At 59.2% G+C, this 25,097-nt stretch carries 25 protein-coding genes; 16 read left to right on the top strand and 9 right to left on the bottom strand.

Annotated features, from left to right (window positions below; genetic code table 11):
• Window positions 1-121: 121 nt before the first annotated feature.
• Both ABOK31_RS21475 and ABOK31_RS21470 read right to left on the bottom strand, forming a co-directional pair.
• Window positions 122-520, bottom strand: coding sequence for a DUF1236 domain-containing protein (locus ABOK31_RS21475; protein ID WP_174181389.1), 399 nt, complete (start codon window positions 518-520; stop codon window positions 122-124).
• Window positions 521-1,614: 1,094 nt separating this feature from the next.
• A complete protein-coding gene (locus ABOK31_RS21470) occupies window positions 1,615-1,803 on the bottom strand; it encodes a hypothetical protein (protein ID WP_350019297.1) in 189 nt (62 codons plus the stop codon).
• Between the two features lie 422 nt (window positions 1,804-2,225).
• Here ABOK31_RS21470 and ABOK31_RS21465 point away from each other — a divergent pair, with 422 nt between their 5' ends.
• From ABOK31_RS21465 to ABOK31_RS21445, 5 genes are read left to right on the top strand one after another with little or no spacing between them, the layout of a single operon-like run.
• On the top strand, window positions 2,226-3,812 hold the full coding sequence (locus ABOK31_RS21465; protein ID WP_349960663.1) for an ABC transporter substrate-binding protein: 1,587 nt from the start codon (window positions 2,226-2,228) through the stop codon (window positions 3,810-3,812).
• Window positions 3,813-4,895 carry an ABC transporter permease gene (locus ABOK31_RS21460; protein WP_350019296.1) on the top strand — a complete coding sequence of 361 codons (1,083 nt, stop codon included), beginning with the start codon at window positions 3,813-3,815 and terminating at the stop codon, window positions 4,893-4,895.
• Window positions 4,892-5,749 carry an ABC transporter permease gene (locus ABOK31_RS21455; RefSeq protein WP_349960662.1) on the top strand — a complete coding sequence of 286 codons (858 nt, stop codon included), beginning with the start codon at window positions 4,892-4,894 and terminating at the stop codon, window positions 5,747-5,749. Before ABOK31_RS21460 ends, ABOK31_RS21455 begins: the two co-directional genes overlap by 4 nt.
• Window positions 5,742-6,566, top strand: coding sequence for an ABC transporter ATP-binding protein (locus ABOK31_RS21450; protein ID WP_349960660.1), 825 nt, complete (start codon window positions 5,742-5,744; stop codon window positions 6,564-6,566). The genes ABOK31_RS21455 and ABOK31_RS21450 overlap by 8 nt, the downstream gene beginning before the upstream one ends.
• Window positions 6,563-7,267 (top strand): ABC transporter ATP-binding protein, encoded by a 705-nt coding sequence (locus tag ABOK31_RS21445; RefSeq protein ID WP_349960659.1) that lies wholly within the window; start codon window positions 6,563-6,565, stop codon window positions 7,265-7,267. Before ABOK31_RS21450 ends, ABOK31_RS21445 begins: the two co-directional genes overlap by 4 nt.
• Before the next feature lie 64 nt (window positions 7,268-7,331).
• Here the strand turns inward: ABOK31_RS21445 and ABOK31_RS21440 are convergent, their stop codons facing one another.
• From ABOK31_RS21440 to ABOK31_RS21420, 5 genes are all read right to left on the bottom strand, one after another.
• Window positions 7,332-7,697 carry a chemotaxis protein CheW gene (locus ABOK31_RS21440; RefSeq protein ID WP_174181382.1) on the bottom strand — a complete coding sequence of 122 codons (366 nt, stop codon included), beginning with the start codon at window positions 7,695-7,697 and terminating at the stop codon, window positions 7,332-7,334.
• 245 nt (window positions 7,698-7,942) lie between these two features.
• A complete protein-coding gene (locus ABOK31_RS21435; protein ID WP_349960657.1) occupies window positions 7,943-8,764 on the bottom strand; it encodes a sterol desaturase family protein in 822 nt (273 codons plus the stop codon).
• Window positions 8,765-8,918: 154 nt separating this feature from the next.
• Window positions 8,919-9,962, bottom strand: coding sequence for an AraC family transcriptional regulator (locus tag ABOK31_RS21430; protein WP_174181378.1), 1,044 nt, complete (start codon window positions 9,960-9,962; stop codon window positions 8,919-8,921).
• 203 nt (window positions 9,963-10,165) lie between these two features.
• Window positions 10,166-10,987 (bottom strand): IS5 family transposase, encoded by an 822-nt coding sequence (locus ABOK31_RS21425; protein ID WP_174181377.1) that lies wholly within the window; start codon window positions 10,985-10,987, stop codon window positions 10,166-10,168.
• Between the two features lie 100 nt (window positions 10,988-11,087).
• A complete protein-coding gene (locus ABOK31_RS21420) occupies window positions 11,088-11,969 on the bottom strand; it encodes an AraC family transcriptional regulator (RefSeq protein WP_174181375.1) in 882 nt (293 codons plus the stop codon).
• Window positions 11,970-12,947: 978 nt separating this feature from the next.
• Between ABOK31_RS21420 and ABOK31_RS21415 the strand changes: the two genes are divergently transcribed.
• The 3 genes from ABOK31_RS21415 to ABOK31_RS21405 all read left to right on the top strand — a co-directional run bounded on the left by ABOK31_RS21415 (window position 12,948) and on the right by ABOK31_RS21405 (window position 15,188).
• Window positions 12,948-13,718 (top strand): hydratase, encoded by a 771-nt coding sequence (locus ABOK31_RS21415; RefSeq protein ID WP_174181373.1) that lies wholly within the window; start codon window positions 12,948-12,950, stop codon window positions 13,716-13,718.
• A gap of 186 nt (window positions 13,719-13,904) precedes the next feature.
• Complete coding sequence (locus tag ABOK31_RS21410) at window positions 13,905-14,144, top strand: hypothetical protein (protein ID WP_349960654.1); 240 nt, start codon at window positions 13,905-13,907, stop codon at window positions 14,142-14,144.
• A gap of 147 nt (window positions 14,145-14,291) precedes the next feature.
• Window positions 14,292-15,188 (top strand): glyoxalase, encoded by an 897-nt coding sequence (locus ABOK31_RS21405; protein ID WP_349960652.1) that lies wholly within the window; start codon window positions 14,292-14,294, stop codon window positions 15,186-15,188.
• 36 nt (window positions 15,189-15,224) lie between these two features.
• Here ABOK31_RS21405 and ABOK31_RS21400 read toward each other — a convergent pair whose 3' ends face one another.
• Window positions 15,225-15,950, bottom strand: coding sequence for an SDR family oxidoreductase (locus ABOK31_RS21400; protein ID WP_349960651.1), 726 nt, complete (start codon window positions 15,948-15,950; stop codon window positions 15,225-15,227).
• Between the two features lie 66 nt (window positions 15,951-16,016).
• Between ABOK31_RS21400 and ABOK31_RS21395 the strand changes: the two genes are divergently transcribed.
• From ABOK31_RS21395 to ABOK31_RS21370, 6 genes are all read left to right on the top strand, one after another.
• A complete protein-coding gene (locus tag ABOK31_RS21395; protein ID WP_349960650.1) occupies window positions 16,017-16,307 on the top strand; it encodes a hypothetical protein in 291 nt (96 codons plus the stop codon).
• A gap of 50 nt (window positions 16,308-16,357) precedes the next feature.
• Complete coding sequence (locus ABOK31_RS21390) at window positions 16,358-17,335, top strand: sugar kinase (RefSeq protein ID WP_349960649.1); 978 nt, start codon at window positions 16,358-16,360, stop codon at window positions 17,333-17,335.
• 122 nt (window positions 17,336-17,457) lie between these two features.
• A complete protein-coding gene (locus tag ABOK31_RS21385) occupies window positions 17,458-18,183 on the top strand; it encodes an SDR family oxidoreductase (RefSeq protein WP_349960647.1) in 726 nt (241 codons plus the stop codon).
• A gap of 11 nt (window positions 18,184-18,194) precedes the next feature.
• Window positions 18,195-18,968, top strand: a complete 774-nt coding sequence (locus ABOK31_RS21380; protein WP_349960644.1) for an SDR family oxidoreductase — start codon at window positions 18,195-18,197, stop codon at window positions 18,966-18,968.
• A 448-nt stretch (window positions 18,969-19,416) separates the two neighbouring features.
• On the top strand, window positions 19,417-20,646 hold the full coding sequence (locus ABOK31_RS21375) for a cyclopropane-fatty-acyl-phospholipid synthase family protein (protein ID WP_350019295.1): 1,230 nt from the start codon (window positions 19,417-19,419) through the stop codon (window positions 20,644-20,646).
• Window positions 20,647-21,013: 367 nt separating this feature from the next.
• Window positions 21,014-21,781, top strand: a complete 768-nt coding sequence (locus ABOK31_RS21370) for a L,D-transpeptidase (protein ID WP_349960642.1) — start codon at window positions 21,014-21,016, stop codon at window positions 21,779-21,781.
• Window positions 21,782-21,850: 69 nt separating this feature from the next.
• Here ABOK31_RS21370 and ABOK31_RS21365 read toward each other — a convergent pair whose 3' ends face one another.
• Window positions 21,851-22,747, bottom strand: coding sequence for a sugar phosphate isomerase/epimerase family protein (locus tag ABOK31_RS21365; RefSeq protein ID WP_349960641.1), 897 nt, complete (start codon window positions 22,745-22,747; stop codon window positions 21,851-21,853).
• A gap of 176 nt (window positions 22,748-22,923) precedes the next feature.
• Here ABOK31_RS21365 and ABOK31_RS21360 point away from each other — a divergent pair, with 176 nt between their 5' ends.
• Together ABOK31_RS21360 and ABOK31_RS21355 are read left to right on the top strand one after the other, a co-directional pair.
• Window positions 22,924-23,994, top strand: a complete 1,071-nt coding sequence (locus ABOK31_RS21360; RefSeq protein ID WP_174181358.1) for a LacI family DNA-binding transcriptional regulator — start codon at window positions 22,924-22,926, stop codon at window positions 23,992-23,994.
• Complete coding sequence (locus ABOK31_RS21355; RefSeq protein WP_349960640.1) at window positions 23,958-24,965, top strand: substrate-binding domain-containing protein; 1,008 nt, start codon at window positions 23,958-23,960, stop codon at window positions 24,963-24,965. Before ABOK31_RS21360 ends, ABOK31_RS21355 begins: the two co-directional genes overlap by 37 nt.
• The last annotated feature ends 132 nt before the right edge of the window (window positions 24,966-25,097 follow it).

The raw sequence follows: 25,097 nt of genomic DNA, 5'->3' as shown, positions 1-25,097 counted from the left end.
AGGAAGCTTTGGGTTTTAAGGCAAGTTGCAGACCGGCTGCCTTCTCGTTTCGATCTGAATGGACACAGCCATGTCCGGTCTGGGAGAGGAATGGAGAGCGGCTTCCCGCTCCCCATGGTGGTTAGTTAAGAATCTGGATAACCTTGCGCGAGGAAGGTTCGACGATCACGCGTTCGTGGTTGACGATCGCATAGGCATATCGCGGATTTTCCGGAACGGCTCGTACAACGATCGCATCCGGCAGCGACCGGCCGACGACGACTCTCTCGCGGACAACCGTTCCTTCTTCAGGCAAGGGCTGTTCGCGGACATAGGTGACCACCTTCTGAGGCGGCGGATCGATGGCCGTGCCGACGATGGCGCCGGCCACGCCGCCCACGGCAGCCCCGATCGGGCCACCGACAACGGCTCCGGTAACTGCGCCACCTGCGGCGCCGGTGACGGTCGACGATTGGGCAAAGGCACATCCGGCGGTCAGGCCAAGCGCGAGTGCCGCAACACTAAGTACTTTCGTTTTCATCAGAATCTCCTTTCACCTTCTATTCGTCCGTCATTGACGGAGCTGTAGGTAAAACAGAGCTTCGTCCCAGTCTGTTCCTTTCCCTGGGCTTCAGTCGGGTGAGTTTGGGCGTGGGTCGCACGATACGTTGGACCAAAGCCTCACGCGAATGGACTTTATCGGGAATTCATCACGCTCAGGCTGATTCCGGTGATGGAACACAGGGATTGCCTTGATGCAGCTCTCGCGTTCGCAACTGTCGGAACCGGCTAGCCGAGTTGGACGGATACAAAAGGCCAATCCGACAAAGGCCTCCGATCACCTCGCATTAGCAGCGGAGCGATCTCAATCCGTCAATGTCCGGCGCGGTTCGAAGAAGCCACCGATACGTTTCGCTCCGCGGTCCATGTGCTAGGCAGATTTGCGCATACGATCCCGACCAGCAGGATTACCGAGACCAAGCCAATCAATGTCTCCCATGACTGCCGACGAAACGGCAGCGGCCAGCGCGACCGTGACATGTTTGGATCATACAGCATTCATCAGCTCCATATCCAAGGGAGAGCCGTCAGTATCGACGTGGCCGTTCCGGTTGAGATCAAGACCGTGATCGCTTTCTTTTTCTGGCGCGCGTTCATCTATCAAGTCTACGTCCGTCGAATCCCGATTGTCTAGTACCTTGATCGACAATATCTGGTAACGGCGTTCGCGGCGATTGCTGGGTTTGCCAATTTAAATGAATTTTTGAGAAAATATTTCCGGAATTGGCCGAGATTGACGCAGCATTGGGCGACGATGCTTCAGTTGTGCGTCATTCTGAAATGGTGTTCCAGATCAAGGCGCCGTTGGCCATAGTGCATAGAAGGCAGGATAGGTGACTGCCGCGAAGAGACGACCTTCGAGGCACTGGTCGAGCTTACCGTGTCGAGGAATCGAGAGGGCTGACGATCGTTGAAAGCCTCAGGTCCTGGAAGAAGCCAATGAGCAGGCCAAGCCAGTGGGGATGACCTTCCTCATGGCCTGCGGAAACGCGTTTTAGGCCACATTTCCCCATGGTTCAGCGCGTGACTGAAGAGAACTACGCGATCGTCAGATCGGGGCTTCTCAATTCTGCGTTAAATTGTCGGGGGCGAAGGAGGGGACGCCGCCGGCTGCGTGGAATGCCCATGCAGTTCGGCCGAGGCCGTTTCGGGCTGGATAAGCCATGCTCCCAAGGCGGCCAGGGCGGTGCAAACAACGATAGTTAAAAGCGCCTTTCGAGCATAGCGCCGCCGTTCAAATTTCGCGTCTTCATCATGTTCCATCATCATCTCCTTCGTCAGAGCCGCGCCTGACGAATGAAAGGCTGATCTATCGTTGGTGTCGGCCTTTCGTACGGATCGCTGAGCTGTGTGTTGTCAGTCTATCCATTTCACATGAATGGAATCCGAACGAACCGCTCGGAGGAGTGCTGGATAATCGAGATTATGCCGGAGATATCCCAAGTGCAGTCTAAAACAGAAGATTCCACACTGCCGGCAACAGGCGCGCTTGAGCAAATTGATCGATGGCGCTCGGGATGCCGAAAGCCACAGGGAAAACTTTTCGCTAAAATCGCGAAAAGCTGGATCGTTTTTGCCTGCATGCTCCAGGGGAGATTGTTAAATGCTTGCCAGTAGTTGGACCCTGCGGGGCACGGCGAATAAATAGACGCTATATGACAAAAGCATTTAAGGGAGTTCACCCCATGTCAATTATTGCCTCTCGTACGCGGTTGTTCGGCACGGCCCTCGGTCTGGCACTCCTGCTGGGCACATCGATCGCCCAGGCCGAGACGCCGCCGAACGTGCTTGTCGTGGCGCAGTCGATCGACGATGCCGTCAGCTTCGATCCGGCCGAGGGCTTCGAGCTCACGACGGTCCAGTCCTTCAACAATCTCTACCAGCGTCTCGTCCAGTCGAACCGCGAAGACGGCACGAAGATCGAACCGGCTCTGGCGGCGGCGTGGACGGCCGGCAGCGATGGCCGCAGCCTGACGTTCGAGCTTGCCGACTCCAAGTTTTCCTCCGGTAATCAGGTTCGTCCCGAAGACGTGATCTTCTCGCTGACGCGTGCCGTCAAGCTGAACAAATCGCCGGCCTTCATTCTGAATGAACTCGGCTGGAAGGCCGACAATGTCGATGCCGCAGTCACCAAGGTGGACGACAAGCACGTCAAGCTCACCTGGTCCGCCGATGTCGGCTCGGGCTTTGCGCTTTCGCTGCTGACGGCACCCATCGCCTCGATCGTCGATGAAAAGACCGTCGAACCGCAGGCGAAGGACGGCGATTTCGGCAATGCGTGGCTGAAGACGAACTCGGCTGGAAGCGGCGTCTATACGATTGCGACCTATACGCCGCATGAGGCACTGGTATTGCAGGCCAATGCCAATTCCGCCGACAAACCGAAGCTCGACAGCGTCATCATCCGCAATGTTCCCGATGTCGGCGCACGCCGCCTGCTTGTCGAACAGGGCGATGCCGATATCGCACGCGGCCTTTCGGCCGATCAGATCGAAGCGCTGAAGAGCAAGAGTGGCCTTAAAGTACTCGCCGTGCCGTCCGCACGCACGGACTATATCCTCCTCAACACCAAGGCCAATCCGACGCTCGGCAATCCTGCTTTCTGGGAAGCCGCCCGCTACCTTGTCGACTATGATGGGATCGCCAAGAACCTGCTTCGCGGCCAGAGCACCGTGCATCAGGCTTTCCTGCCTATCGGCTTCCCCGGCGCGCTGACGGATATGCCCTTCAAGCTCAATGTCGAGAAGGCGAAGAAGATCCTCGCTGATGCCGGCATCAAGACGCCGTTCAAGGTCGAATTCATCGTCTTCAACGACCAGCCGTTCCTATCGATCGCGCAGTCGCTACAATCGACTTTCGCGCAGGCCGGCATTACGCTGGACATCCAGCCGGGTGTTGCGAGCGACATCTATGCCCGCGGCCGTTCCGGCAAGTTCGAGATGACGCTGCGTTACTGGATCCCGGATTATTTCGACCCGCATTCCAACGCCAGCGCCTTTGCCATCAACAAGGACAACTCCGCCAACACGGCAGCGAAATATGCCGGCTGGGTGATCCCCGAACTGACCGATGAGACGCTGTCCGCCGTCAAGGAGCAGGATGCGGCCAAGCGCGTGGCGCTCTATCAGGATCTGCAGAAGAAGATCCAGGCGAGCTCCCCCTTCATCTTTATGCTTCAGGGCAATGATCAGGTCGTGCTAAGCGACAAGGTGAAGAACTATGCTCAAGGCCTGAATGCTGACCAGGTCTATTACGACAAGGTGGAGAAGTAAGTGCCGCAAGCGGCCAGCCAATCCGATGCCGACATGACGAACTCCCGCCAGATGAAAGCCTGGCGGGAGTTGTCTTTCGTGCGGTCCTTTCTTTCGTGGGGATGGTCCTTTGCGCTGACGCTCTTCGGGCTGGCGCTGGTGACTTTTGCGTTGACGCGCCTGTCGCCGATCGACCCAGCGCTGCAGATGGTCGGTGATCACGCCAGCCAGTCGAGTTATGAGCAGGCGCGCGCCGAGCTTGGACTCGATCAGCCGCTGCCGCTGCAGTTCCTTCGTTATGTCGAAGCCGCCGCGTCGGGGAATTTCGGCCAATCGACCTCGACCGGCCAGCCGGTCGCCAAGGATATCGCGCGGACGTTTCCGGCGACGATCGAGCTTGCCACGACGGCGATCATTCTGGGCTCGGCGATCGGCCTGGCGCTTGGCATCACCGCCGCCATGCGGCAGGGAACATGGCTTGACGGCGTGGCGCGGATAATCTCGCTTTTCGGCTATTCGGTGCCGATCTTCTGGCTCGGTCTGCTGATGCTGCTCTTCTTTTATGCACGGCTGCACTGGGCGCCAGGGCCGGGACGCGCGGATGTCGTCTTTCAATACACGGTCAAATCCGTCACCGGGTTTGCTTTGATCGATACCTGGCTCTCTGGCAAGCAGGGCGCCTTCCGAGACGCACTGGCGCATCTGGCGTTACCTGCGACCGTGCTTGCCTTTCACGCGCTTGCCGCGATTTCCCGGCTGACGCGCGCTTCGATCCTGACCGAACTCGGCCAGGAATATGTAACGACCGCCCGCGCCAAGGGAGCAAGCCTTTCCCGCATCGTCTTCAAACATGTCATGCCGAACATCTCCGGGACGCTTCTGATCGTGATCGCCCTTTCCTATGCCAGCCTCTTGGAAGGCGCGGTGCTCACCGAAACCGTCTTTGCCTGGCCCGGCATAGGCCGTTATCTGACGACAGCGATGTTTGCCGGCGACATGCCGGCGATCCTCGGCGTGACCCTTGTGGTCGGCGCGTCCTTCGTGCTCCTGAACGCCCTGACCGATCTCGGCGTTGCGCGGCTTGAGGCGGGGAAGAAACGGTGAGTGCCATCATACAGCATCCGCTTGATGGGCCGTCTTTCCTCAAGCGCCTTCTGCGCTCGCCGTCGGCCGCCGCCGGTAGCATGGTCGTCGTGTTCATTCTGGCTGTGGCGCTGCTTGCGCCGCTGATTGCGCCATACGATCCCAATCTGCAGGAGACCGCCAACCGGCTGATGCCGCCGAGTGCAGCGCATTGGTTCGGCACGGACGGGTTCGGGCGCGATCTCCTGTCGCGCATGATCTATGGTGCGCGGCCGACTTTGCTGCTTCTGCTGTTTGTCGTGCTTCTCATGGCGCCTCTTGGCATTGTCGTCGGCATCCTCGCAGGCTTCTTCGGCGGCATCACGGAGCGCATCCTGATGCGCGTCACCGATGTCGTCATGTCCTTTCCGCGCTTGTTGCTCGCCTTCGCCTTTGTCGCGATCATGGGGCCGGGCCTGGTCAACGGCGCGCTGGCGCTGTCCCTGACGAGTTGGCCGGCCTATGCGCGACAGGCGCGCGTGGAAACGGCAGCCCTGCGCCGGAGCGACTATCTGGCCGCCGCCGAGATGGTCGGCATCAGGGGTATCAGGCTGCTTTACGGCCATGTTCTGCCCCTTGTGCTGCCCTCGGCGATCATTCGCCTGGCGCTGGATCTCTCCGGTATCATTCTCGCGGCAGCGGGCCTTGGCTTCCTGGGTCTCGGCGTTCGTCCGCCGACTGCCGAGTGGGGAGCGATGGTCTCCGAAGGCACGCAGGTCATCTTCGATCAATGGTGGGTGGCGGCCGTGCCCGGCTTCGCCATTCTCATTACCTCGCTCGCCTTCAACCTTCTGGCCGACGGCTTACGCGACATACTGGATCCGCGTCATGGCTGAGCCGCTGCTATCCATTCAAGACCTTTCGGTCTCCTTTCCCTCCGAAACCGGCCTGGTGCCCGTCGTCGATGGCATCAGCTTCGCGGTCGATCGGGAGATCGTCGCACTTGTCGGCGAATCCGGCTCCGGCAAGTCGATGACGGGGCGGGCGATCATGGGCTTGCTGCCGCGCCATGCACAGGTGCGGGCAACGCGCCTGTCGTTCGAAGGACAGAGCCTTCTCTCCCTGCCGTCCTCCGGCTGGAATGCGCTTCGCGGCAACGGCATCGGCCTTGTCCTTCAGGATCCGAAATATTCGCTCAATCCCGCCCATAAGGTCGGGCGGCAGGTCGAGGAGACGTTGCTCTTGCACACGCGCTTTTCGGCGGCAGAGCGGCGCGAACGGGCGCTCGACATGCTTCACACGGTCGGCCTTCCCGACCCGAAGCGGGTCTATTCGAGCTATCCCGCGGCACTGTCGGGCGGCATGGGCCAGCGTGTGATGATCGCGGCGATGCTGATCAACCGGCCGAAGCTCTTGATCGCCGACGAGCCGACCTCCGCGCTCGACCGTGAGCTGCGGGGCCAGATCCTGACGCTGCTGCGCTCCCTGACCGAAAAATTCGGCATGGGGCTGCTGCTCATCAGCCACGATCTGCAGCAGGTCTCGCAATTCGCCGATCGGGCGATCGTCATGCGCGGCGGCCGCATCGAGGAGGAATTGGCATCGGCCGATCTCTCCGGCGCCCGATCCGCCTATACGCGTGCCCTATGGGCGGCTCGGCCATCGGCCGAAACCTATGGCACCCGTCTGCCGGTTTACGGAGCGGGAGCATGAACGCGCTTTCGGTCTCCGATCTCTCCATCTCCTTTCCCGGCACAGGGAAGGCGTTCACGGCCGTGCGCGGGGTCAGCTTCGAGGTCGCAAGCGGCGAGACCTTCGGTCTCATCGGCCCGTCCGGCTGCGGCAAGACGACGGTCCTGCGCGCTATCGCCGGGCTGAATATCCATTGGCAGGGATCGATCTCCGTTTTTGACGAGGCGCTCAAGCCGGGGAGAAAGATTTCCGGCTCTTTGCGGGACAATATTCAGATGGTGTTCCAGGACCCCTATTCGTCACTGCACCCGCGTCACACGATTGCGCGTATTCTCGGCGAACCATTGTCTCTGCGGGGTGTTAGGGACGTCGAGGCACAGGTTTATAGGGCTCTCGATCAGGTGGGTCTACCGGCAATATCGAGCCAGCGCTATCCGCATCAACTGTCCGGTGGTCAGCGGCAGCGCGTAGCGATTGCGCGGGCGCTATTGCTGCGCCCGAAGCTGCTGCTGCTCGACGAGCCGACCTCGGCCCTCGATGTCTCGGTGCAGGCTGGAATTCTCAATCTTCTTAACGATCTGAAAGCGGCACATGGCATGATCTTCGTGCTCGTCAGCCATGATCCGGGTGTGGTTGGCCACATGTGCGATCGCGCCGCCGTCATGCGAGGCGGTGTTATCACTGAGATCATGGATCGCGCCGACCTATCCAAAGCCAGCTAGGTTTGGAATTCACGGCAATTGTCCGCTGAAGGAGGCCGCCTTCTTTGGCATCGGGAAAGCGATGCTATACAGCTACGCGGTCGCGGCCGAAAATGTCGAGTTGCGAAAGGCGGATGGCTTCGCTCGCCGCCGACGTGCTGCCGATGAATTCGTCGATCAGAAACGCCACGTAGCCGCTAGCCATCTTGATGATGGCGATTTCACAGCTCTTTGAGGGCTTGTTGCCCATCTTTGTCGCCAGATCGTAGACCGGCACCAATTCGCCACGATATGAGGTGTGACCGAGCGCCCGGCGCGTATCGTCGCTATTGCAGAGTGGGCGCCAATTGTCCGCCCGAGCGACAATCGTCCCGTCAATGAACGTGCATAGAGTGTCGTGTACGCGGACCGCGATCGCTGCGCGGCGGCGAAGAAATGCTGAAAGAGGCATTGAGCACTTTGTCCCTTCAGGGACTCCCCGTTCAAAAGTGCAACCGTCTGAAGCAGATCCGGCTTGAGGATGCCTTGGCACTGTCATAGTGCCGCCGAACCGTGTTCGGCCAGACACATCGATAATAGCGCCGGGGTCTTGATGACCGCTTTTAGGTTTGCCTAAAATTCTAACGAAGACCTGTTTTTCGACCGGCATGGGGCTGAAAGGCCGGTGAAAATCCGAAAGTTGAAACGACCGGCGTTCTAGCTATGTCTGCCGCGCCGAAAGGGCCGAACGAGAAACTCGGTCAAGTTCTGCGGCTCCCGGATATTGGGTAGGCCGACATCGGGCCACTCCGTGGCCTTCGGATAGTAGGCGGTCCCGAACAGAATGTCCCAGATCGCCGAACCGCTGCCGAAATTCCTGTTGAAGTGTTGTCGTTCGACCGAATGGTGAATGCGGTGAAAGCGGTTGTCGGGAAAGACGTAGCGGACCCAGCCCAAATTCAGACGCGTCGAGCTATGTTCGAAATAACCTTGCCAGCGCACGAAGAACACCCAGATCCAGGGAACATAGTCCTGCTTGAAATCGAAGAGCAGCGAGACGGGAATGATCAGGAACGGAATTCTGAAGATCTCCTCGCTGAAATGGTGGTTGCTGTTGAAGGCGCTCATTTCCTCGAGCGAATGATGCTCGGCATGGAAGCGCCAGAAGAAGCTATTGCTATGCTGTAACCTGTGGAACCAATAGTAGAAGAACTCGCTGACCTGCAGAACGAGAAAGGAAGCAGCTATGGCGCCCAGCAGATGCAGCGGCCATGCATTCGAAAGCTTCGAGAGGAACGTCAGGTCGATCTCGAACAGCGGCTTTATGCCGATGCCTGCCCAAAACCAGTAGAAGAGTGTGAGACTTGCTTTGGTTATGAGGATGTTCGTCACGCAGAAGACGGCACCACGAAGTTTCGATACATAGGTATAGCGAGATTTCGGAAAGACGATCTCTGCGGCGAGCAACAGGAACGCGACCGGAAGAATGCGATCGGTATACTCCTCCATGAAATCAAGCAATTGAAGCAAATTTTCCATTGTCAATTTGCTATCCACGGAACGACGGAGGGCGATACCCCTCCTTTATCCGAGGATGGCTGCTGCTTCAACTTGATGATTAAAAACTGGTTAAAGGCGTGCCGATCGGGTTGGAGAGGCGTTAAATATGTGCCGGATCATCCTCGATTCCGATTCAGTCAACCTTTGGCGCGGCTGTGGACTTGGGGGACCTGCGCGACTTGTCGCGCCATTCGAGCGGCGTCGTATCAGTGACACGCCGGAACTCACGATTGAAGTTCGACTTGGTCTGAAAGCCGACATCGAACATGATCTCCATCACCGGATTCTCGGTTTCGGCCAGCAGTGTGCAAGCCTCCGAGATCCGGTACTCGTTGACATATTGCGAGACGTTCTTGCCGGTGGCGCGGTTGATGGCCGAGGAAATCTGCCGGGCGGGAATCGCGAGCTTGCGCGCCAGCCGGTCGAGATTGAGATCGACATCGCGATAGGCGTGCCTGTCCTCCATCAATGCCTGCACCGCAGCAAGCGTCTGGCCGTCCTGAAGGATTTCCGGTGGCCGGACAGCCTCTACGCGATCGACGGGCGCGTGGCTGCGGCTGGCAGCGGCGGCAGCGGTGGCGAGGATGGCGAGCGCTGCGAGATTTCCGAAGGTGATGACCTTCAATGCATATTCACCGCCGGCCCAGGCAAAATCCAGCCAGATGAAAATATCCACCGCCGCCGACAGGAGAAGAGCGCTGGCGGTAAAGAGAATGGCTCGGTAGGTCGGACCAGCACCTTCGAAAGGTGCGAGGCGAAGCGCGTCCGTGCCCGACCGCATGAGAAGCAGGATTGCAGTGGCATAACCGACGTCGATAAGGACGATGGCGATATCGATCGCGTTGCGCCACAGCGCGATCAGCACGACAATAAGCCCAGCCGGCAGCCCATGCAGGCAGATCTGCTGAATTAAGGAGAAGGAGCTTTTGCGCGCCAGCCGGGAGACGCCGAGATAGGCAAGCGGCGGCACCATCGCGGCGGCGACCGGCATGACATACATGACAGGCTGAACGGCATAGCCCCATCGCAACCCGGACAGCGTTGACTGAAACGCGCTGAGAAGGATCAGCGCCTGGAATGGCAAATTGGGCGGCGCCTCGTCGTCGCGGGTTTTGACGACCGCAAGGAGAACGACGAGCAAAATGGCGATGATGAACGGAAATGGAATGAAGAGCATTGGTCAGGTCATAAGAGATTGGCGGCGATATCTGCCGCCGATCATGCCGGAAGACGTCTCGCGCTGCGACCTCAATCATGTTTGAGGTCGCCAAAATCCTGGGGAGGGATGCTGGCTAGAGCCGATCCGATCAATTTAGGCCGATCCCGCAGACCTAAGCTGTACGTCTCTAAGAGACTGATTCAAAATTATCTGACGTGAATTCATGATCTTGCGATCCTGCGAGTGAATAGCTGGATCGAGGCGATGAACAGCCATGTGGTTGCAGAGGCGATGGTTTGTTCGAAGTCCTTTGCGAGGCGTCGGTTTCGATTGAGCCAAGCCAGTGTGCGTTCGACAACCCAGCGGCGGGGAAGAACAACAAAGCCCTTGGCCGCATCGGAGCGCTTGACGATCTCGACGGCCCATGCGCCGATCCGGCGCAGGGCATCCTTGAGCTTCACGCCGGCATATCCGCCATCGGCAAAGATATGGCGCAACCACGGGAAGCGACCGATGATCTGCGCGAGCACAGTCGGCGCGCCATCGCGATCCTGAATGTCGGCGGTGTGGATGACGGCGTGAACCAGATTGCCCTCGGTGTCGGTCAGGATGTGGCGCTTTCGTCCGTTGACCTTCTTACCTGCGTCATAGCCGCAAGGCCCACCGCTTTCCGTGGTTTTGACGCTCTGGCTGTCGATTATGCCGGCACTAGGTGACGCTTCGCGGCCCGATCCCTCTCGGGCTATCAGCAGCAGGGTGTGGTTCAGCGATTGCCACAGATTGCTGTCCCGCCAAAGATAGAACCAGCGCCGGACCGTCGAGACCGGCGGAAAGCAGGGCGGCAGCATCCGCCACGGCAGGCCACCACGCAGCAGATAGAGGATTGCTTCAACTATCCGCCGCAAGGGCCACTTACGTGGTCGGCCGACATTGGACGGTGGCGGTAAAAACGGTTCCAGAACAGCCCATTCGGCATCGGTCAAGTCGCTTGGCAAATTCAGATCCGCGCGGGCATACTGCGCCCGAGTGGTGTCGGTCCACATCGTTGGTTTCCTGGTGATGTCTCAGTTTGAATTTTGACTTGTTGATTAGCGGCTTGCCCGCTTCTGGCGATTGGACAGGACAAGCCGCCGCCAGAGTTCGCTATTTCAGGGGCAGAAACAGCTCGGCAACCGCCTCATGCTCCGGCACTTCCGGGAAGAAGCTCAGCCGCTGGCAATAGATCGGGAAGTCGCGTGTTTCTTCGCCGCTGGCTGGAAGCCACTCGCGATACAAGTAAAGCGCGGCAGGCTCCAGATTGTCGGTGTTGCCGACGACACGCAGTACTGCGCATCGGCCTCCGGGGATTACGCCAGCCTTGATCGGCCCGTCGTCCGGTTCAATCGACCGGTTAGTGCCAACGCATAAATCCATCCGGTACTCGGACCGGGGCGTGGTATGCGGATCGGAATGGAAGATGTTGAAGGTCGGGCTTGTCTTTGGGGTCAGGCCAGTCGCTTTGCGCCACGCGATGAAACTCTGTATCGTCGCGCCAATCATCGCTGGATCGCCCCGATGCTCCATGATCGCCACAGGGGTCGAGACCACTTCGCGGATGGTCACGTCGTCAGGGGTAAAGGTCCTTTGCATAAGCTTGCTCCGTGCATTGTCGAGAGGGCCAAAAGCGGCAAGCCACGGCTCCCAATCGGGAGATTTCCGAAACGACGAAGGCGATTGCCCAAACCGTTGCCGAAAGGCGCGGGCGAAGGCATCGGGTGCGTCGTAACCGGCATCCATCGCTATGCCCGTGACGCTTTGGGCGCCGCGATAGGCCAACTGGTATGAAGCCCGCTTCATGCGGGCGAGTTGGAAATAGCGATGTACGGACAACCCGAAGGTTGCCACGAACTGCCGATGGAAGTGAAACTTCGAGAAGGCCGCGACACTACTCAGAACATCAAGATTGAGATCGTCATCGAGGTGCCGATCGATATACTCCAGAACTCGTTGCATTCGAGCATGATAGTTTTGAATTGCCGCCTTCATCGTTCTTTACTCCGTAGCGGCACCAGTTAGGCGCTTATATCTTAAGTGTACTCCACCGATCTTGCGTTTTGACGTAGAATAAACCGCTTTTGGATGGAGAAGAACTGAACGAAAAGCGGGAATTCACACTGAGCCGTTACCGATCTCCTCCGGCCTATCGCAAACCCACAAAATCAAGAAAATGGGCATCCGCCAAGGATAAAGTGCTGATACTACGCGCCATAATTTCGGATCAGGCTCTAAGACCTTGCTGGGTTCGGCAACATGCCCGGATTGACGACGTTGATCGGACGTCCGACCGCCGCTCCGCAAGGGCATCCCTGTCTTCTTCTCTTATTCGCCCCAAACCCTTATGACCTCCTTTCTCGGATGGAGTGAGCAGAAGGGTAAAGCAACTTTGGTGCGTTCAAAAATGGACGCAGACAGGAGGGTCGATTCTCCCTAGTGTCAGCTTCGATCGTATATTCGGGGCACTGGTCGGCATCGGCTGCTCCCCGCAGCACGATCCGGCAGGATCAGCTTTGCGCATACCCGGTTGCGGCGTGCGCAGTGGACCGCCCTTAAGGCCGCGCACAAGAAATCCTGAGCGGACCCTGGCGTCATCGCCAGCAGGATGATCTGAAACGTTGCGGCTGATGGGCTGACCAATGCGGCTATGTCGGCATTGAAGCCATAGCGACTGCGGCTCGATGCTCTCGGGCCGCGAATCCGCTATGCTGTTTGGTTTCATGGCGTTTGCATCCTTGCGGCAGTCTCGTGAGCAATACAGGATTCCTCTTCGAGATAGCATCGCCGCCCGGCCGGTCTCAGCTCACGCGGCCGTAGCAAGGCACTGAACGACCCTATCCCGTTATCATTCGACGAGAAGAAGCGGTCACTATGAGATTTTAATTTCTTCGTGCTTTGCGCCGAATGGAACGACTATGCATGTCGGGCCATCTTTGCGTGACAGCCAGTTGTTAAGATTGGAGCGCGAAGATGTATTTCGAATTGAAGGATACCACAGCGGATCTTCTGGCGAAGTGTCGCCGTCATGAGGAGCTTTGCGATCTTCCGCTCGATCTGATCGCCTCGCAACATGAGGCATATGACATCCAGGCCGCTGCACAGGACGCACTCGGCTTTGAGCGCAAGGGCTATGCGATTGTCGGCACGAGCGATCTGTCGTGCCGCACTCTCGGTCTGAAGGGGCCGATCTATTCCGAAATCCCGTCCGCCGCCCTGCAAAAGAAGGCGCAAAACTTCCGCCTGCCGCTGGGAACCATCGGAATACAATGCGAACTCGTTTTCACGATGCTGAGGCCATTTCCGGACGAAGGCGAGCAAATCTCCCTCGATAGCGTGGCTGATGCGGTCATGAGCTGTCGGCCTGCAATCGGGGTCATCGGCCGCCGGACGCGGCAGGCGTTTGCCGGCGCAAATGCCGCGATTGCGGATTTCGGCCTGCACGTTGCGACGCTTTGCGGCGACCATGCCGGAAACGTGGACATCGGCGATCTCGCCGGAATCGAGGTCACGGCTTTTCTGTTTCGGCAGACGATGGTTTCTGGCAACTCGTCGGCGATCATGGGCAATCCGCTAAACGCGGTTGCGTGGCTTGCCGCGGCACTTGCGGCAAACGGCAGGCGGCTCGAGCCGAGCGATATCGTGGCGACCGGTTCCTGCACTGCGGTCCTCCAGGTCTGTGCCGGCCAACATCTGGCCGTCGACTTCGGGCCGCTCGGCCAGGTCGAATGCGTCTTCAATTAAAATGGATCAAGAGTCGAAAGGACGAATAATGCGGCCGCAGCGAAAGCCATTCGTTGTCGAGATCAGGAAGAACAGGCGCCTCCGCTCAAAATCCTCTCCCTTGCGAGCGAGCTGCGAGAGCCCAGGCGCGCAGAAAGGTGCTCGGACGGGTGCGGGGTTGAGCTTGCCGCGTGGGGATCGTGGCTGATGGTAAGCCGGAGCATTCCTCACGAATATTTCCTGCTCTCCGCAACAAGGAAGGAGGGCCCTGTTGTCGGCTATGTTAACGGCAAACCGATTTCACATGCTGTCGTCGACAGAAACGGCAGCCGTTATCGTTTCGTCGGCATTGCCGTTTGGGATCGTCAGGGCAGGCTTGATGTTCTGTCGCTCAGACGCGGCGAATGGATCGTCGCGCCGAATCTGATCTATGAGGAAACGGCGTAGTGACGAGCTTCCAAGATATGCCTGCAAGCCCCGGATGCTCCATACCAAACAGCTCTTTTCGAATATCTTAGCTTCTTCGATGACTTACGTCTGGTGGTCAGGCTCGATCTCTATCAGGATGAGCCGGGAACAACGGAGAGCCAATACATGCCGTCTCGCTACGCTTACACGATAGGACTGCTTGCCGTTCTTGCTTTGGCACCCACCGGTACGGCCCTGGCCCGAGCCTCTCAGACACAGGTCGGCGTCGGCGCGCAATACGATACCTCCCATGTCTATATCGATGCCGACAAGGTGGATGCTTTCGCCAGCAGCTTCCTGGGGACGTTCGGTGGCACCAGCACGAAGCAGGTGGTCGCCACGGTGACGCCGACGCCGAGCAGCGCCACATCGCAACTGCTGCAAACTCCGGTCGGCACCGTCTCGCTTTTCGGCTTCAAGACGCCTATTCCCTATCCGTTCGGCGCGGAGCGAACCGGTTACCTCGTCACCGATATGGATAAGGCCGTTGCCGCGGCCCGAGCCGCAGGCGCAGCCGTCGTCGTCGACGTCTTCCCCGATCCGATCGGCCGTGACGCCGTCATTCAATGGCCAGGTGGCGTCAACATGCAGCTCTACTGGCATACGGCCAAGCCGAATTACACGGCCTTGGAAACCATCCCGGAGAACCGTGTCTACGTGTCCCCGGATACTGCGGACAAGTTCGTCAAGTCCTTCCTGGCTTTCTCGAAGGGCAAGGTCGCCTCCGACGACAAGAAGGCTTCCGGTGTCGAGATCGGCCGTCCCGACGACACGTTTCGACGGATCCGTATCGAGTCCGTCTATGGCAAGATGACCGTACTTGTCACGGACGGGCATCTGCCATTCCCATACGGCCATGAAACGACCGGGTATGAGGTCGTGGATCTCGCCGCGACGCTTGATAAGGCCAAAGCCAATGGCGCAAGCGTGCTTGCCGACCCCTACACTTCGGACAGACGCCGGGCGGCGATGGTGGAATTTCCCGGTGGCTATGTCGCGGAGATCCATGCAGCAGCGAAATAAGCGCTACTGCCATCCAGCATCGTCAACGGCGTGATCTCAGGCGATCATATAACCGCCATCGATCGGCATGGAGATGCCGTTCACCATGGCTGCCGCGTCGGAAAGCAGGAACAGGATCACCTCTGCGACCTCTGCCGGTTCGACAAAGCGGCCGACCGGAATGCGATCGCGCATGGGAGCTGCCTTTTCGGGATCGCTCCATGCCTTGACGGCCATCGGCGTCAGCGTCACCGTCGGATGCACGCCGTTGACGCGAATGCCCTTGGGGGCCAGTTCCCTGGCCATCACCCGCGTCAGGCCGTCCAAGCCACCCTTCGATGAGCAATAGGACGCATGATCCGGTATGCCGATGAAGGCGGCAATGGAGGAGACATTGACGATTGCGCCTGGAAGGCCCCTGTTGATCAATGAGCGTGCGAATTCCTGGGCCACAATCATCGGGGCGCGGGTGTTCACCGCATGCAGGTGATCGAAGGCTTCGACGGTGGTCTCTAGGAACGGCTGCAACTCGGTCGTGCCTGCGCAGTTGACAAGATAATCTGCCGGAAGCGCAGCGATTGCTGCCTCCCGGGTCTTATCGGCATCGGCAAGATCGACCTGAATGGCTTGGCAGCCCAGCTCATCACGCAAGGAAGCGACGTCCGCTGCGCTTCTGGTCAGTGCCACGACATGTGCACCGCGCTTTATCAGCATCTCCGCGGTCACTCGGCCTATGCCCTTGCCTGCGCCGGTGACGATTACTCTCTTGCCTTCGAAACTCATCGGAACTTCCTTTTTCGATCTCCTGCCGGTTCCCCGATCGAAAATGCGAATGCGGCAGGGGTCAACATGAAAATGCAACGTTCTATCCGAAGTGAACCGAATTTCCTTACGGATGAAGGCATCCGCAAGCAGCGCAATTTGCTGGATTTCGCGATGTCCGTGCTGGCGATCCATAATCGCCGCGTCGAAGGGTCGCGCTCGGAAGCCGCTGGAATCATGCTTGAATTCATTACGAATGCTGAAATCACGCGTGAAAAGAAGGGGGAGCCTGGTCGGAGGTTTAAGCCGGCATATATGTTCCACCAGCGCTTCTTTTTGCTGGAAAACAATCAGCCTTGCGATGAGGATGGAGTGTAACGACACGCTGCCGCGGGTTGAGAACAACAGGTATCGAAAGCAGGATTGCAATGAGCTCAGTACTGGCACCCGACCAGCTTGGCCCGACGGTTTGCGTCGGCGAAATCCTCGTGGAAATCGTCGCCACGACGGTCGGCAATGGTTTCATGGAGGCGCAGTCGCTCGTCGGCCCCTTTGCCAGCGGTGCGCCGGCGATCTTCATTTCCCAATGCGGGCGGCTTGGCGGCAGCGCGGCGATGATCGGCGCCGTCGGTTCGGACGATTTCGGCCGTGTGAATCTCGAAAGGCTCAAGGATGACGGCGTCGATATCTCGGCGATAGCCGTCGATCCCGACTATCCGACGGGCAGCGCCTTCGTTCGTTACCGCGAGGACGGCTCCCGTGACTTCGTTTATAATATCGCGACGTCTGCGGCCGCCCGCTTTGGCTGGAGCGAAAGTGTCAGCAATCTCATCGGCCGGGCCGGGCACCTGCATGTGATGGGCTCTGCGCTATCGGTTCGGAGCGCATGTGAGGTGATCGACAAGGCAGTCGATATCGTCAAGGCCCGCGGCGGTACGCTTTCCGTCGATCCGAATATTCGCAAGGAGCTCAAGCTCGACGAGGCCACCGAATGGCGGTTTGCCCAGCTTGTGGCTAAGGCCGATCTGCTGCTGCCCTCGGGAGAGGAGCTTGAGCGTGCGGCCGGCGTCGAGGGTGAAACCAATGCGATCGGCCGCCTGTTCGAAATCGGGGTCAAGGAAATCGTGCTGAAGCGCGGAGCCGATGGCGCGACTTATTACAGCAGGGAAGGCGAGCGCATCGATGCACCGGCCTTCGTCGTCAGAGAAATCGATCCGACCGGCGCCGGCGATTGCTTCGGCGGCGCCTATCTCACCTGCCGCCGTTTGGGCATGTCGGCGACAGACGCCCTGACCTATGCGGCCGCGGCCGGCGCGCGCAATGTCACCGTTGTCGGCCCGATGGAGGGCGCCGGCACCAGAGAACAACTCGACGCGTTCATTGCAGCCACGGAAAGATGTTCCTGATGCAGATCCATCTGGCCGCACCGGCGATGGCGCATGGAGGAAGGCTGTTCGATGCGTGTCGCATCGGTGTGATCTGCAGTGCCGGCAAATCAAAACTGTTTTAACACAAGGAGGAGAAGAGGATGGATGAATTGAAGGGGAAGATCGCCGCGGTGACCGGCGCGGCATCGGGGATCGGGCTGGCCTCGACGGAAGCCATGATTGCAGCTGGGGCGAAGGTCATTCTGGTCGATCGGGATGAGAGAGCGTTGGCATCGGTGTGCGAGCGCCTGGGCGACCGGGCCATCCCGCTTGTGGTCGATCTGCTTGATCCGGAACAATGCGCCTCGCTGTTGGATGGCATCCTCGCCAAGGTCGATCACCTCGATATCCTTCATGCAAATGCCGGCACCTATATCGGCGGCGACTTGGTGGAGGCCAATCTCGACGCCATAGACCGGATGCTCAACCTCAACGTCAATGTCGTCATCAAGAATGTTCGAACCGTCGCGCCGCACATGATCGAGCGCGGGACGGGTGACATCGTCGTCACGAGTTCGGTCGCGGGGCATTCCGCAATCCCTTGGGAGCCCGTCTATTCGCCCTCGAAATGGGCAATGACCTGCTTCGTTCAGACCATGCGGCGCCAGCTTCTGAAGAGTGGTGTCCGCGTCGGCTCTGTTTCCCCGGGTCCGGTCATCAGTGCCTTGCTTGCCGACTGGCCCGAAGAAAACCTGCGCAAGGCCAAGGAAGCTGGCGCCTTGATCGAACCCAAGGAAGTGGCTGATGCCATTATGTTCATGCTGACGCGCCCGCGCAACGTGACCATCCGTGACGTCGTGGTTTTGCCAAGCGCCTTCGATATCTGAGGAGCAAAGCCATGGGCTATCAGAAGAAATTTCAGCTCGTTGGCGAGCGCGCAGTGGTTACGGGCGGCGGCCGCGCCATCGGCCTTTGCTGCGTAGAGGCATTGGCTGAAGCGGGTGCTGCAGTCGTCGTCATCGAGCGTGGCGAGGCCGACGCGCGGGAGGCTCTGGCTTTGAGGGATAAGGGTTACGACATCGATCTGCGGATCGGTGATGTCACGGACTCCGCGCGCATGGAGGCGATCGCAACGGAGCTTGCTGATGGCGGCCGCGCCGCGACGATCCTGGTGAACAATGCCGGGATCGGCCAGAGCGGTATTCCTTCGCAGGACGTCACCGACGCCGATTGGCTTCGCATGATGGATGTCAACGTCAACGGCGTGTTCTGGTGCTCGCGCGCCTTCGGCCGCCACATGGTTGCGGCAAGGCGCGGCGCCATCGTCAATCTCGGCTCGATGTCCGGGATCATCTGCAACCGGCCGCAGCCGCAGACGCCATACAATGTTTCGAAGGCCGCGGTCCATCATCTCACGCGGTCGATGGCAGCCGAATGGGCTCCGCACGGCGTCCGGGTGAATGCCGTCGCCCCGACCTATATCGAGACGCCGATGGTGATGGCGGTCGAGGCCAATCGCGAACGCATTCCGGCCTGGCTTGCCGATACGCCGATGGGGAGGATGGGGACGCCGGAGGAGGTCGCCAGCGCCGTTCTCTTCCTTGTATCGGGCGCCGCGAGCCTGATGACGGGCGCGGTCGTCAACGTGGATGGCGGCTTTACCTGCTGGTAAGACCATCGCGTCCGGGGCGATGCATTCGTTGCACGCGTAGCTGCCCGGCAGAGCGGGTGCTCTCCGGCCCGCATTTGGCCGGGGCGCACTCTTTGCCGCCTGCGGATGTCTCACATTCCCGGAGCCGACCGACTATATAAAGCTTCAGCAGTGATCCTGCAGACGGGTCGCGCGTCTGCGCAATCGCGATTGAGTTTACTCAACCTTGATGTCGCAAATGATCTGGATATTTTACCAGATTAAGTAGTACGCTTTCGATACCAATACCGGTACGGGATTCTTCGCCGCCCTCGGGTCACGGATATTTCCGTAAGGAAACGATAAGCAGGTAGTTGTCATGTTCCTAGAAGCAGCCCTTTCTCGCTTGATCAAAATCGGAACGCTTACGGTCATTTTTCCGGACGGTTCCACGCGCAGTTTCGGTACGGGGTCGGAACCGCGCGCAACGATGAAAATCAATACCGCCCGTGCAAAACGCCGTCTGCTCCTCAATCCGGCCCTGGCGCTGGGTGAGGGCTATATGGATGGCGAAGTCGAGCCGGCATCCGGCGATCTCTTCGAGATGGTTGATTTGCTCGCCCTCAACCTGATGGAAGGCGGAAGCCATCCTTTCGAAAAGCTGATGGAAAAGGTGCGCTGGCTGCGCCGAAATCTCGATCAATTGAATTTCGCAGGCCGTTCGAAGCGCAATGTCGCGCATCATTACGATCTCGACGCGCGGCTCTATTCGCTGATGCTGGATGACGACAGGCAATATTCCTGTGCCTATTTCTCTGTCGGCGATGAGACGCTGGAGGAAGCGCAGCTCAAGAAGAAGCGGCATATCGCATCGAAGCTGATGCTTGATCGTCCGGGTCTCGAGGTTCTGGATATCGGCTGCGGATGGGGCGGCATGGCGCTATATCTGGCCCGAGAGTTCGGAGCGAGGGTGACCGGTCTCACCCTTTCGGAAGAGCAATTGCTGGCTGCGAGAGCTCGCGCGAAGGACGCCGGGCTGGAGCATATGGTCACGTTCGAGCTGCTGGATTATCGCTCCTGGACGCGTCCGGTCGACCGCGTCGTCTCGGTCGGCATGTTCGAGCATGTGGGTATCAACCACTACAAGACCTTCTTCGACAAGATCCGCTCCGTGCTCAAGGAAGATGGCGTCGCGCTGATCCATGCAATCGGCCGGACCGATGGTCCCGGCAGCACGAATCCGTGGATTGCAAAATATATCTTCCCCGGCGGCTATTCGCCGGCGGTCTCTGAAGTCCTGTCCGTGGTTGAGAAATCCGGTCTCTGGACGACCGACATCGAAATCCTGCGGCTGCACTATGCAAAGACGCTTGAGCAATGGCGGGAGCGCTTCACGAAGAACAGAAGCACCCTCGCCAAGCTCTATGACGAGCGGTTCTGTCGGATGTTTGAATTCTACCTCGTCGGGTCCGAACTTGCCTTCCGTCGCATGGGTCACATGAACTGGCAATTGCAGCTGACGAAGAACGTTTCCGCCCTACCGTTGGCACGCGACTATATGGTCGATATCGAGCGGGCACGGGCTGTTATTGCCGAGCAGGGAAAGGCAGGGCCAATCGAAGCCGCGAGCGTGCGGGCAAGGCGAGATCTGACCTTGCATGATGAACGTAAATCTCGTCAGCAAAATCAATCTGGAGCCGAGTCCTCGCGGAACCTCTAGAAACCGCTTGCCGCCTGGCATTAGGGCGTGGCTGGACATGGGGCGCAATGTCTGCCCGGCCACTCCTTCGGTAGTTGGCTAATACATATTGCAGCGCTGCGGCGAGCGGACGCCACTCATGCAGCCAGAGCGTTCGAGCCTCGGTGTGGCTGTAAGCATTTGATGTGCCCCGTGGAAATGCAAGATCCCTGTGGCTTCTGGCCCACACTCGTCGATTGAGTTTGTATGGTCATGGTATTGGTGAACTTGTCATCATAGGTCCCGAATGGCTATGAGGTCATCACCACTTAATGATTAGACATGTCGCCTCTTTTGGCCTCATCGGTCGAAGGTGCGATATCAATTTGCGAGGTTTGTTAGGATCGGAATGCGCTCAACCAAGAATGAAAAGACTCTCTCCCGGCGGGCTTTCATGCTCGGGTCGATCTCCGCGACCGCAGCGCTTGCGGGCTGTGCCACCACGGCCCCGGTTCCAACTCCCATTGCGGCTCCGGTTCGCGTGCCGCCCGTCGTTCCCGTTGCGTCGGAGCCTCAGAGCGTCATTGCGCCTGATCCCGAACTCGAAGCACGCTATGCCTCCGTGGTTGATGGCGGCCATGTCATTCCGGCCGTTCCCTATCGCAAGCTGGACTCCAAATTTTATCGGCAGCGCGTCCCCGATCCGACCGGCGAGGCGCCCGGCACGGTCGTCGTGGATACGGCGTCGAGATTTCTCTATGTCGTGGAGCGCGGCGGCACGGCGATGCGCTATGGCGTCGGCATTGGCCGCGACGGTTTTGCATGGCAGGGTGAAGGGATCATCCATTGGCGCCAGCATTGGCCGCGCTGGAAGCCGCCGGGCGACATGATCGCCCGCAAGCCCGAACTTGCGAAATATTCAGTTGCCAATGGCGGTATGGACCCGGGTATCAAGAACCCGCTGGGTGCCCGCGCGCTCTATATTTTCCAGAACGGCAAGGACACGCTCTACCGTCTTCACGGCTCGCCGGAATGGCGCTCGATCGGCAAGGCAGCGTCGTCTGGCTGCGTTCGCTTGGTCAATCAGGATGTCATCGACCTTTATGAACGCATCCCCTATCACGCGCGGATCGTGGTTCATCAGTCGCCGCTTCAAAGCAAAGCGATTTCTGCCTGAGCGAAATCGGCTCCCTTAGGAAGGGGAGCCGATGCTTCCGTGTGATGGAGTGCCGTATCGGGATAGATATCAGGGCAGGCGGCTGCGCTGCTGGCTCTGACGCTGGGCCTCCTGAGCGGCTTTGAGCTGCGCCTTCGTATACATCAGCGCATGTTCGGCAAGGTCGCGTCCGTCGTCCCAAAGGTTGCGCCAGATGCCGAGAATGCCTTCCAGTGGCTGACCGACGACGCGCGAGGAGAAGGATTCGAAGGTGATCGGTCCCGTGTAGCCCGAGCGAACGAGGGCCCTGAAGACGCCGGTAAGATCGATCGTGCCCGAGCCCATATAGCCGCGATGGGAATCGCCGGTGTGGAAATATCCAAGGTAGTCGCCGGTTTCGAGAATGGCGGCCTGAATATCGGATTCCTCGATATTCATGTGATAGACGTCGAGATGCACCTTCACATTCGGCATGCCGATGCGCTTGCACATTTCCACGGCCTGGGCTGCCGTGTTCAGCACGTTGGATTCATAGCGGTTGACCACTTCCAGGACGAGCGTGATGTTGCTCTTCGCCGCCGTTTCGGCCACCTGGCGCAGAATGTCGACCGATTGCGCAACGCCTGCTGCCGTCGTCGGCTCGGTATATTTACCGAAAGCCGAATGCAGGATACCGCCGATATATTCGCCGCCGCAATCGCGGCAGACGGCGATCGCCTGTTCCAGCTTTTCTTTGCCGCGGCGGCCCTTCTCCTTGTCGCCGCTTGAGATATCGGTTTCAAAATCGAGGCCGAGCGAAAAGTTGATGCCGATGCCGTTCTTTTCCAGCTGCCGGCGCGTGAATTCAGGATCGATCAGGCTGGGGTCGAGCGCCGGTGCCTCGATGAAATCATAGCCAACCTCGGCGCTGTTTGCGATTGCGCGGGCGCATTCGTCGCGACTCCAGCCGGCCTCCCATACCAGCGCGTGAACTCCCAGCTTGTTCATGATCGTCCTCCCGGTTTCGTGGATGCAAAAACATTTGCTGCAATGCGAAAGATATGAATCGTTTTATACTTTAAAACGGTCACGTTGACACCGCATATATGCTGGTATAGCTTACAATAAAACGTTTCACCAGAATTTTCGTAGCATCAATCTAAGATTGTTGAAGGGAGGGTAGAATGTCGAAATCGCGAACCCCTTCCATCAAGATGGTGGCCGACAGGGCTGGGGTTTCAGTGGCAACCGTCTCGAATGTCCTGAATGGCAAGCCTACGGTCTCTCCGGATTTCGCCAGGCGTGTGAACGACGCGGTGCGAGAGCTTGGCTATGTCGTCGATCTCGGCGCGTCGCGGCTGCGTTCGCGCAAGGCGCAGCTTGCTGGCGTCGTCGTGCCGGATCTCACCAATCCGATGTTCGCCTCCTTTGTTTCCACGCTGGAGCATCTGGCGCGTCTCGACGATTACGATCTGGTGGTCGTGTCCGCGCGTAATAATGCTGAGGAAGAGGCCGACCGGTTGCGCAAGATTCGCTCCTGGCGTCCCGCTGGTCTGATCGTCATTCCCTGCGACGGCGCCTTTGCCGAACGCTTGCCGAATGGCTTCTTCGCACCGGTCGTGCTGGCCGACCGCATACCGGATGCGGTCGGCTTCGATCTGATCGCCGTTGACAATGGTCCGGCCGCCGGCGCAATCGCCGCCCATCTCGACAGGCAGGGTTATGGTGATTGCCTGGTTCTTGGCAGCAGCCTGTCGATTACCAATGTTCGCGAACGCTGGGAAGGCGTGCAAGCTGCGGCCGGCCGCATGCATGTCGAGATGCTGGAAATCGGCATCGACGATGCCAATGGCGCGCAGCGCCTCGAGGAGCGGCTGCGCCGCCGCCCATTGCCAGGCGCGCTGTTTTCGCTCGACCATGGCACGACGCTTCTGACCTACCGCACCATGGCGGAGATCGGGCTATCCGTGCCCGGCGACCTCGCTTTTGCGAGCTTCGACGAGATGGAATGGATGCGGCTGGTCGCTCCCGGCATTACAGCCGTGCGTCAGCCCGTCGAGGAAATGGCCGAACAGGCCTGGGCGCTGCTGCTGCGGCGCATGACCGGCTCTGCCGGAAAACCGGTTACGCGGCGCTTGCGCTGCGTCGTCGAGATCCGCGGTTCGACGCCGCGGAGCCCGCTTGAGGAGGCGGGTAACACGAAACTGGGAGGAGAAAAATGGAAGTTACAAGACGAACCATACTCACCGGAATAGGCGGAGCTGTCGTCGCCGGCACTCTCGGCGGCACCATCGGCATCGCGCAGGCGGCCGAGCCGCAGGTCGGCGTCGTAGTCAAGATCGGCGGCATTCCGTGGTTCAACGCCATGGAAGTCGGCATCAAGAAGGCGGCGCCGGAATATAAGACGAATGCCTGGATGGTCGGGCCGACGCAGGCGGACGCCGCCCAGCAGGTACGCGCCATCGAAGACCTGATTGCCCGCAAGGTAGCCGTCATCGGCATCGTGCCGAATGATTCCGCTGCCCTCGATCCTGTCCTCGGCCGTGCGCGGGCCGCAGGCATCAAGGTGCTTGCCCACGAAGGCCCAAGCCAGAAGGAAGCCGATTGGGACTTCGAGCTGACGACCATCGAAGGCTATGGTCAGGCCCATATGGACCTGCTTGCCAAGCAAATGGGCGAGGAAGGCAAATATATCGTCTATGTCGGCTCGCTGACGGTTCCGTTGCACAATGCCTGGGCCGATGCGGCGATTGCCTATCAGAAGCAGAAATACCCGAAGATGCAGATGCTCGGCGACCGTTTCGGCGTGGCCGAGAGCCTGGATGAAAGCATCAAGACGACGCAGGATCAGCTGCGTGCCCATCCGGATCTGAAAGGTATTCTGACATTCGGCTCGCAAGGCCCGATCGGTGCGGCTCGTGTTCTCGACGATCGCGAAAAGGCCAAGTCGATCGTGCTGGTCGGCGGCTTCTCGCCGGGGCAGGGCGTCAAATACGTCAAGTCTGGCACGATCCGCGGCGGCTTCATCTGGAACCCGATGACGGCGGGCGAGATCTTCGTGCAGCTCGCCTCCATCCTGGCGGCCGGCAAGGAGCCGACCGACAATATGGAGCTAACCGGCGTCGGTAAGGTGCGCGTCTATCCGGACAAGAAGCTCATCCAGGCACAGAAGCTGGAGTCGCTCGATAAGGAAAACATCGACCGGCTCGTCGCGCTCGGCCTTTAGAGCATTTCCAGGAAAAGTGCGTAGCGGTTTTCCGTCCGGAATGCGGATGGAACCAAGAGGATAGAGCTTTTCCGCGATTCGGAGAAAAGCGGAAAAGTTCTGGTTGTTCCTCCCGAGGGCCGGCGGCAGGCT

The sequence above is a fragment of the Rhizobium sp. ZPR4 genome, from assembly GCF_040215725.1.
GTDB classification, from domain to species: domain Bacteria; phylum Pseudomonadota; class Alphaproteobacteria; order Rhizobiales; family Rhizobiaceae; genus Rhizobium; species Rhizobium rhizogenes_D.
Note: the sequence above shows the minus strand (reverse complement) of the source record. Positions and strands in the feature narration are given on the sequence as shown.

What these genes read in the sequence shown, in the direction of transcription:
- ABOK31_RS21375 (WP_350019295.1), top strand. Translation starts at nt 19,417, where the DNA reads ATGAAAATCAATACCGCCCGTGCAAAACGCCGTCTGCTCCTCAATCCG.
- ABOK31_RS21370 (WP_349960642.1), top strand. Translation starts at nt 21,014, where the DNA reads ATGCGCTCAACCAAGAATGAAAAGACTCTCTCCCGGCGGGCTTTCATG.
- ABOK31_RS21360 (WP_174181358.1), top strand. Translation starts at nt 22,924, where the DNA reads ATGTCGAAATCGCGAACCCCTTCCATCAAGATGGTGGCCGACAGGGCT.
- ABOK31_RS21395 (WP_349960650.1), top strand. Translation starts at nt 16,017, where the DNA reads ATGAAAATGCAACGTTCTATCCGAAGTGAACCGAATTTCCTTACGGAT.
- ABOK31_RS21390 (WP_349960649.1), top strand. Translation starts at nt 16,358, where the DNA reads ATGAGCTCAGTACTGGCACCCGACCAGCTTGGCCCGACGGTTTGCGTC.
- ABOK31_RS21415 (WP_174181373.1), top strand. Translation starts at nt 12,948, where the DNA reads ATGTATTTCGAATTGAAGGATACCACAGCGGATCTTCTGGCGAAGTGT.
- ABOK31_RS21465 (WP_349960663.1), top strand. Translation starts at nt 2,226, where the DNA reads ATGTCAATTATTGCCTCTCGTACGCGGTTGTTCGGCACGGCCCTCGGT.
- ABOK31_RS21440 (WP_174181382.1), bottom strand. Translation starts at nt 7,697, where the DNA reads ATGCCTCTTTCAGCATTTCTTCGCCGCCGCGCAGCGATCGCGGTCCGC.
- ABOK31_RS21450 (WP_349960660.1), top strand. Translation starts at nt 5,742, where the DNA reads ATGGCTGAGCCGCTGCTATCCATTCAAGACCTTTCGGTCTCCTTTCCC.
- ABOK31_RS21385 (WP_349960647.1), top strand. Translation starts at nt 17,458, where the DNA reads ATGGATGAATTGAAGGGGAAGATCGCCGCGGTGACCGGCGCGGCATCG.
- ABOK31_RS21430 (WP_174181378.1), bottom strand. Translation starts at nt 9,962, where the DNA reads ATGCTCTTCATTCCATTTCCGTTCATCATCGCCATTTTGCTCGTCGTT.
- ABOK31_RS21425 (WP_174181377.1), bottom strand. Translation starts at nt 10,987, where the DNA reads ATGTGGACCGACACCACTCGGGCGCAGTATGCCCGCGCGGATCTGAAT.
- ABOK31_RS21400 (WP_349960651.1), bottom strand. Translation starts at nt 15,950, where the DNA reads ATGAGTTTCGAAGGCAAGAGAGTAATCGTCACCGGCGCAGGCAAGGGC.
- ABOK31_RS21405 (WP_349960652.1), top strand. Translation starts at nt 14,292, where the DNA reads ATGCCGTCTCGCTACGCTTACACGATAGGACTGCTTGCCGTTCTTGCT.
- ABOK31_RS21475 (WP_174181389.1), bottom strand. Translation starts at nt 520, where the DNA reads ATGAAAACGAAAGTACTTAGTGTTGCGGCACTCGCGCTTGGCCTGACC.
- ABOK31_RS21355 (WP_349960640.1), top strand. Translation starts at nt 23,958, where the DNA reads ATGGAAGTTACAAGACGAACCATACTCACCGGAATAGGCGGAGCTGTC.
- ABOK31_RS21470 (WP_350019297.1), bottom strand. Translation starts at nt 1,803, where the DNA reads ATGGAACATGATGAAGACGCGAAATTTGAACGGCGGCGCTATGCTCGA.
- ABOK31_RS21420 (WP_174181375.1), bottom strand. Translation starts at nt 11,969, where the DNA reads ATGAAGGCGGCAATTCAAAACTATCATGCTCGAATGCAACGAGTTCTG.
- ABOK31_RS21410 (WP_349960654.1), top strand. Translation starts at nt 13,905, where the DNA reads ATGGTAAGCCGGAGCATTCCTCACGAATATTTCCTGCTCTCCGCAACA.
- ABOK31_RS21365 (WP_349960641.1), bottom strand. Translation starts at nt 22,747, where the DNA reads ATGAACAAGCTGGGAGTTCACGCGCTGGTATGGGAGGCCGGCTGGAGT.
- ABOK31_RS21435 (WP_349960657.1), bottom strand. Translation starts at nt 8,764, where the DNA reads ATGGAAAATTTGCTTCAATTGCTTGATTTCATGGAGGAGTATACCGAT.
- ABOK31_RS21380 (WP_349960644.1), top strand. Translation starts at nt 18,195, where the DNA reads ATGGGCTATCAGAAGAAATTTCAGCTCGTTGGCGAGCGCGCAGTGGTT.
- ABOK31_RS21445 (WP_349960659.1), top strand. Translation starts at nt 6,563, where the DNA reads ATGAACGCGCTTTCGGTCTCCGATCTCTCCATCTCCTTTCCCGGCACA.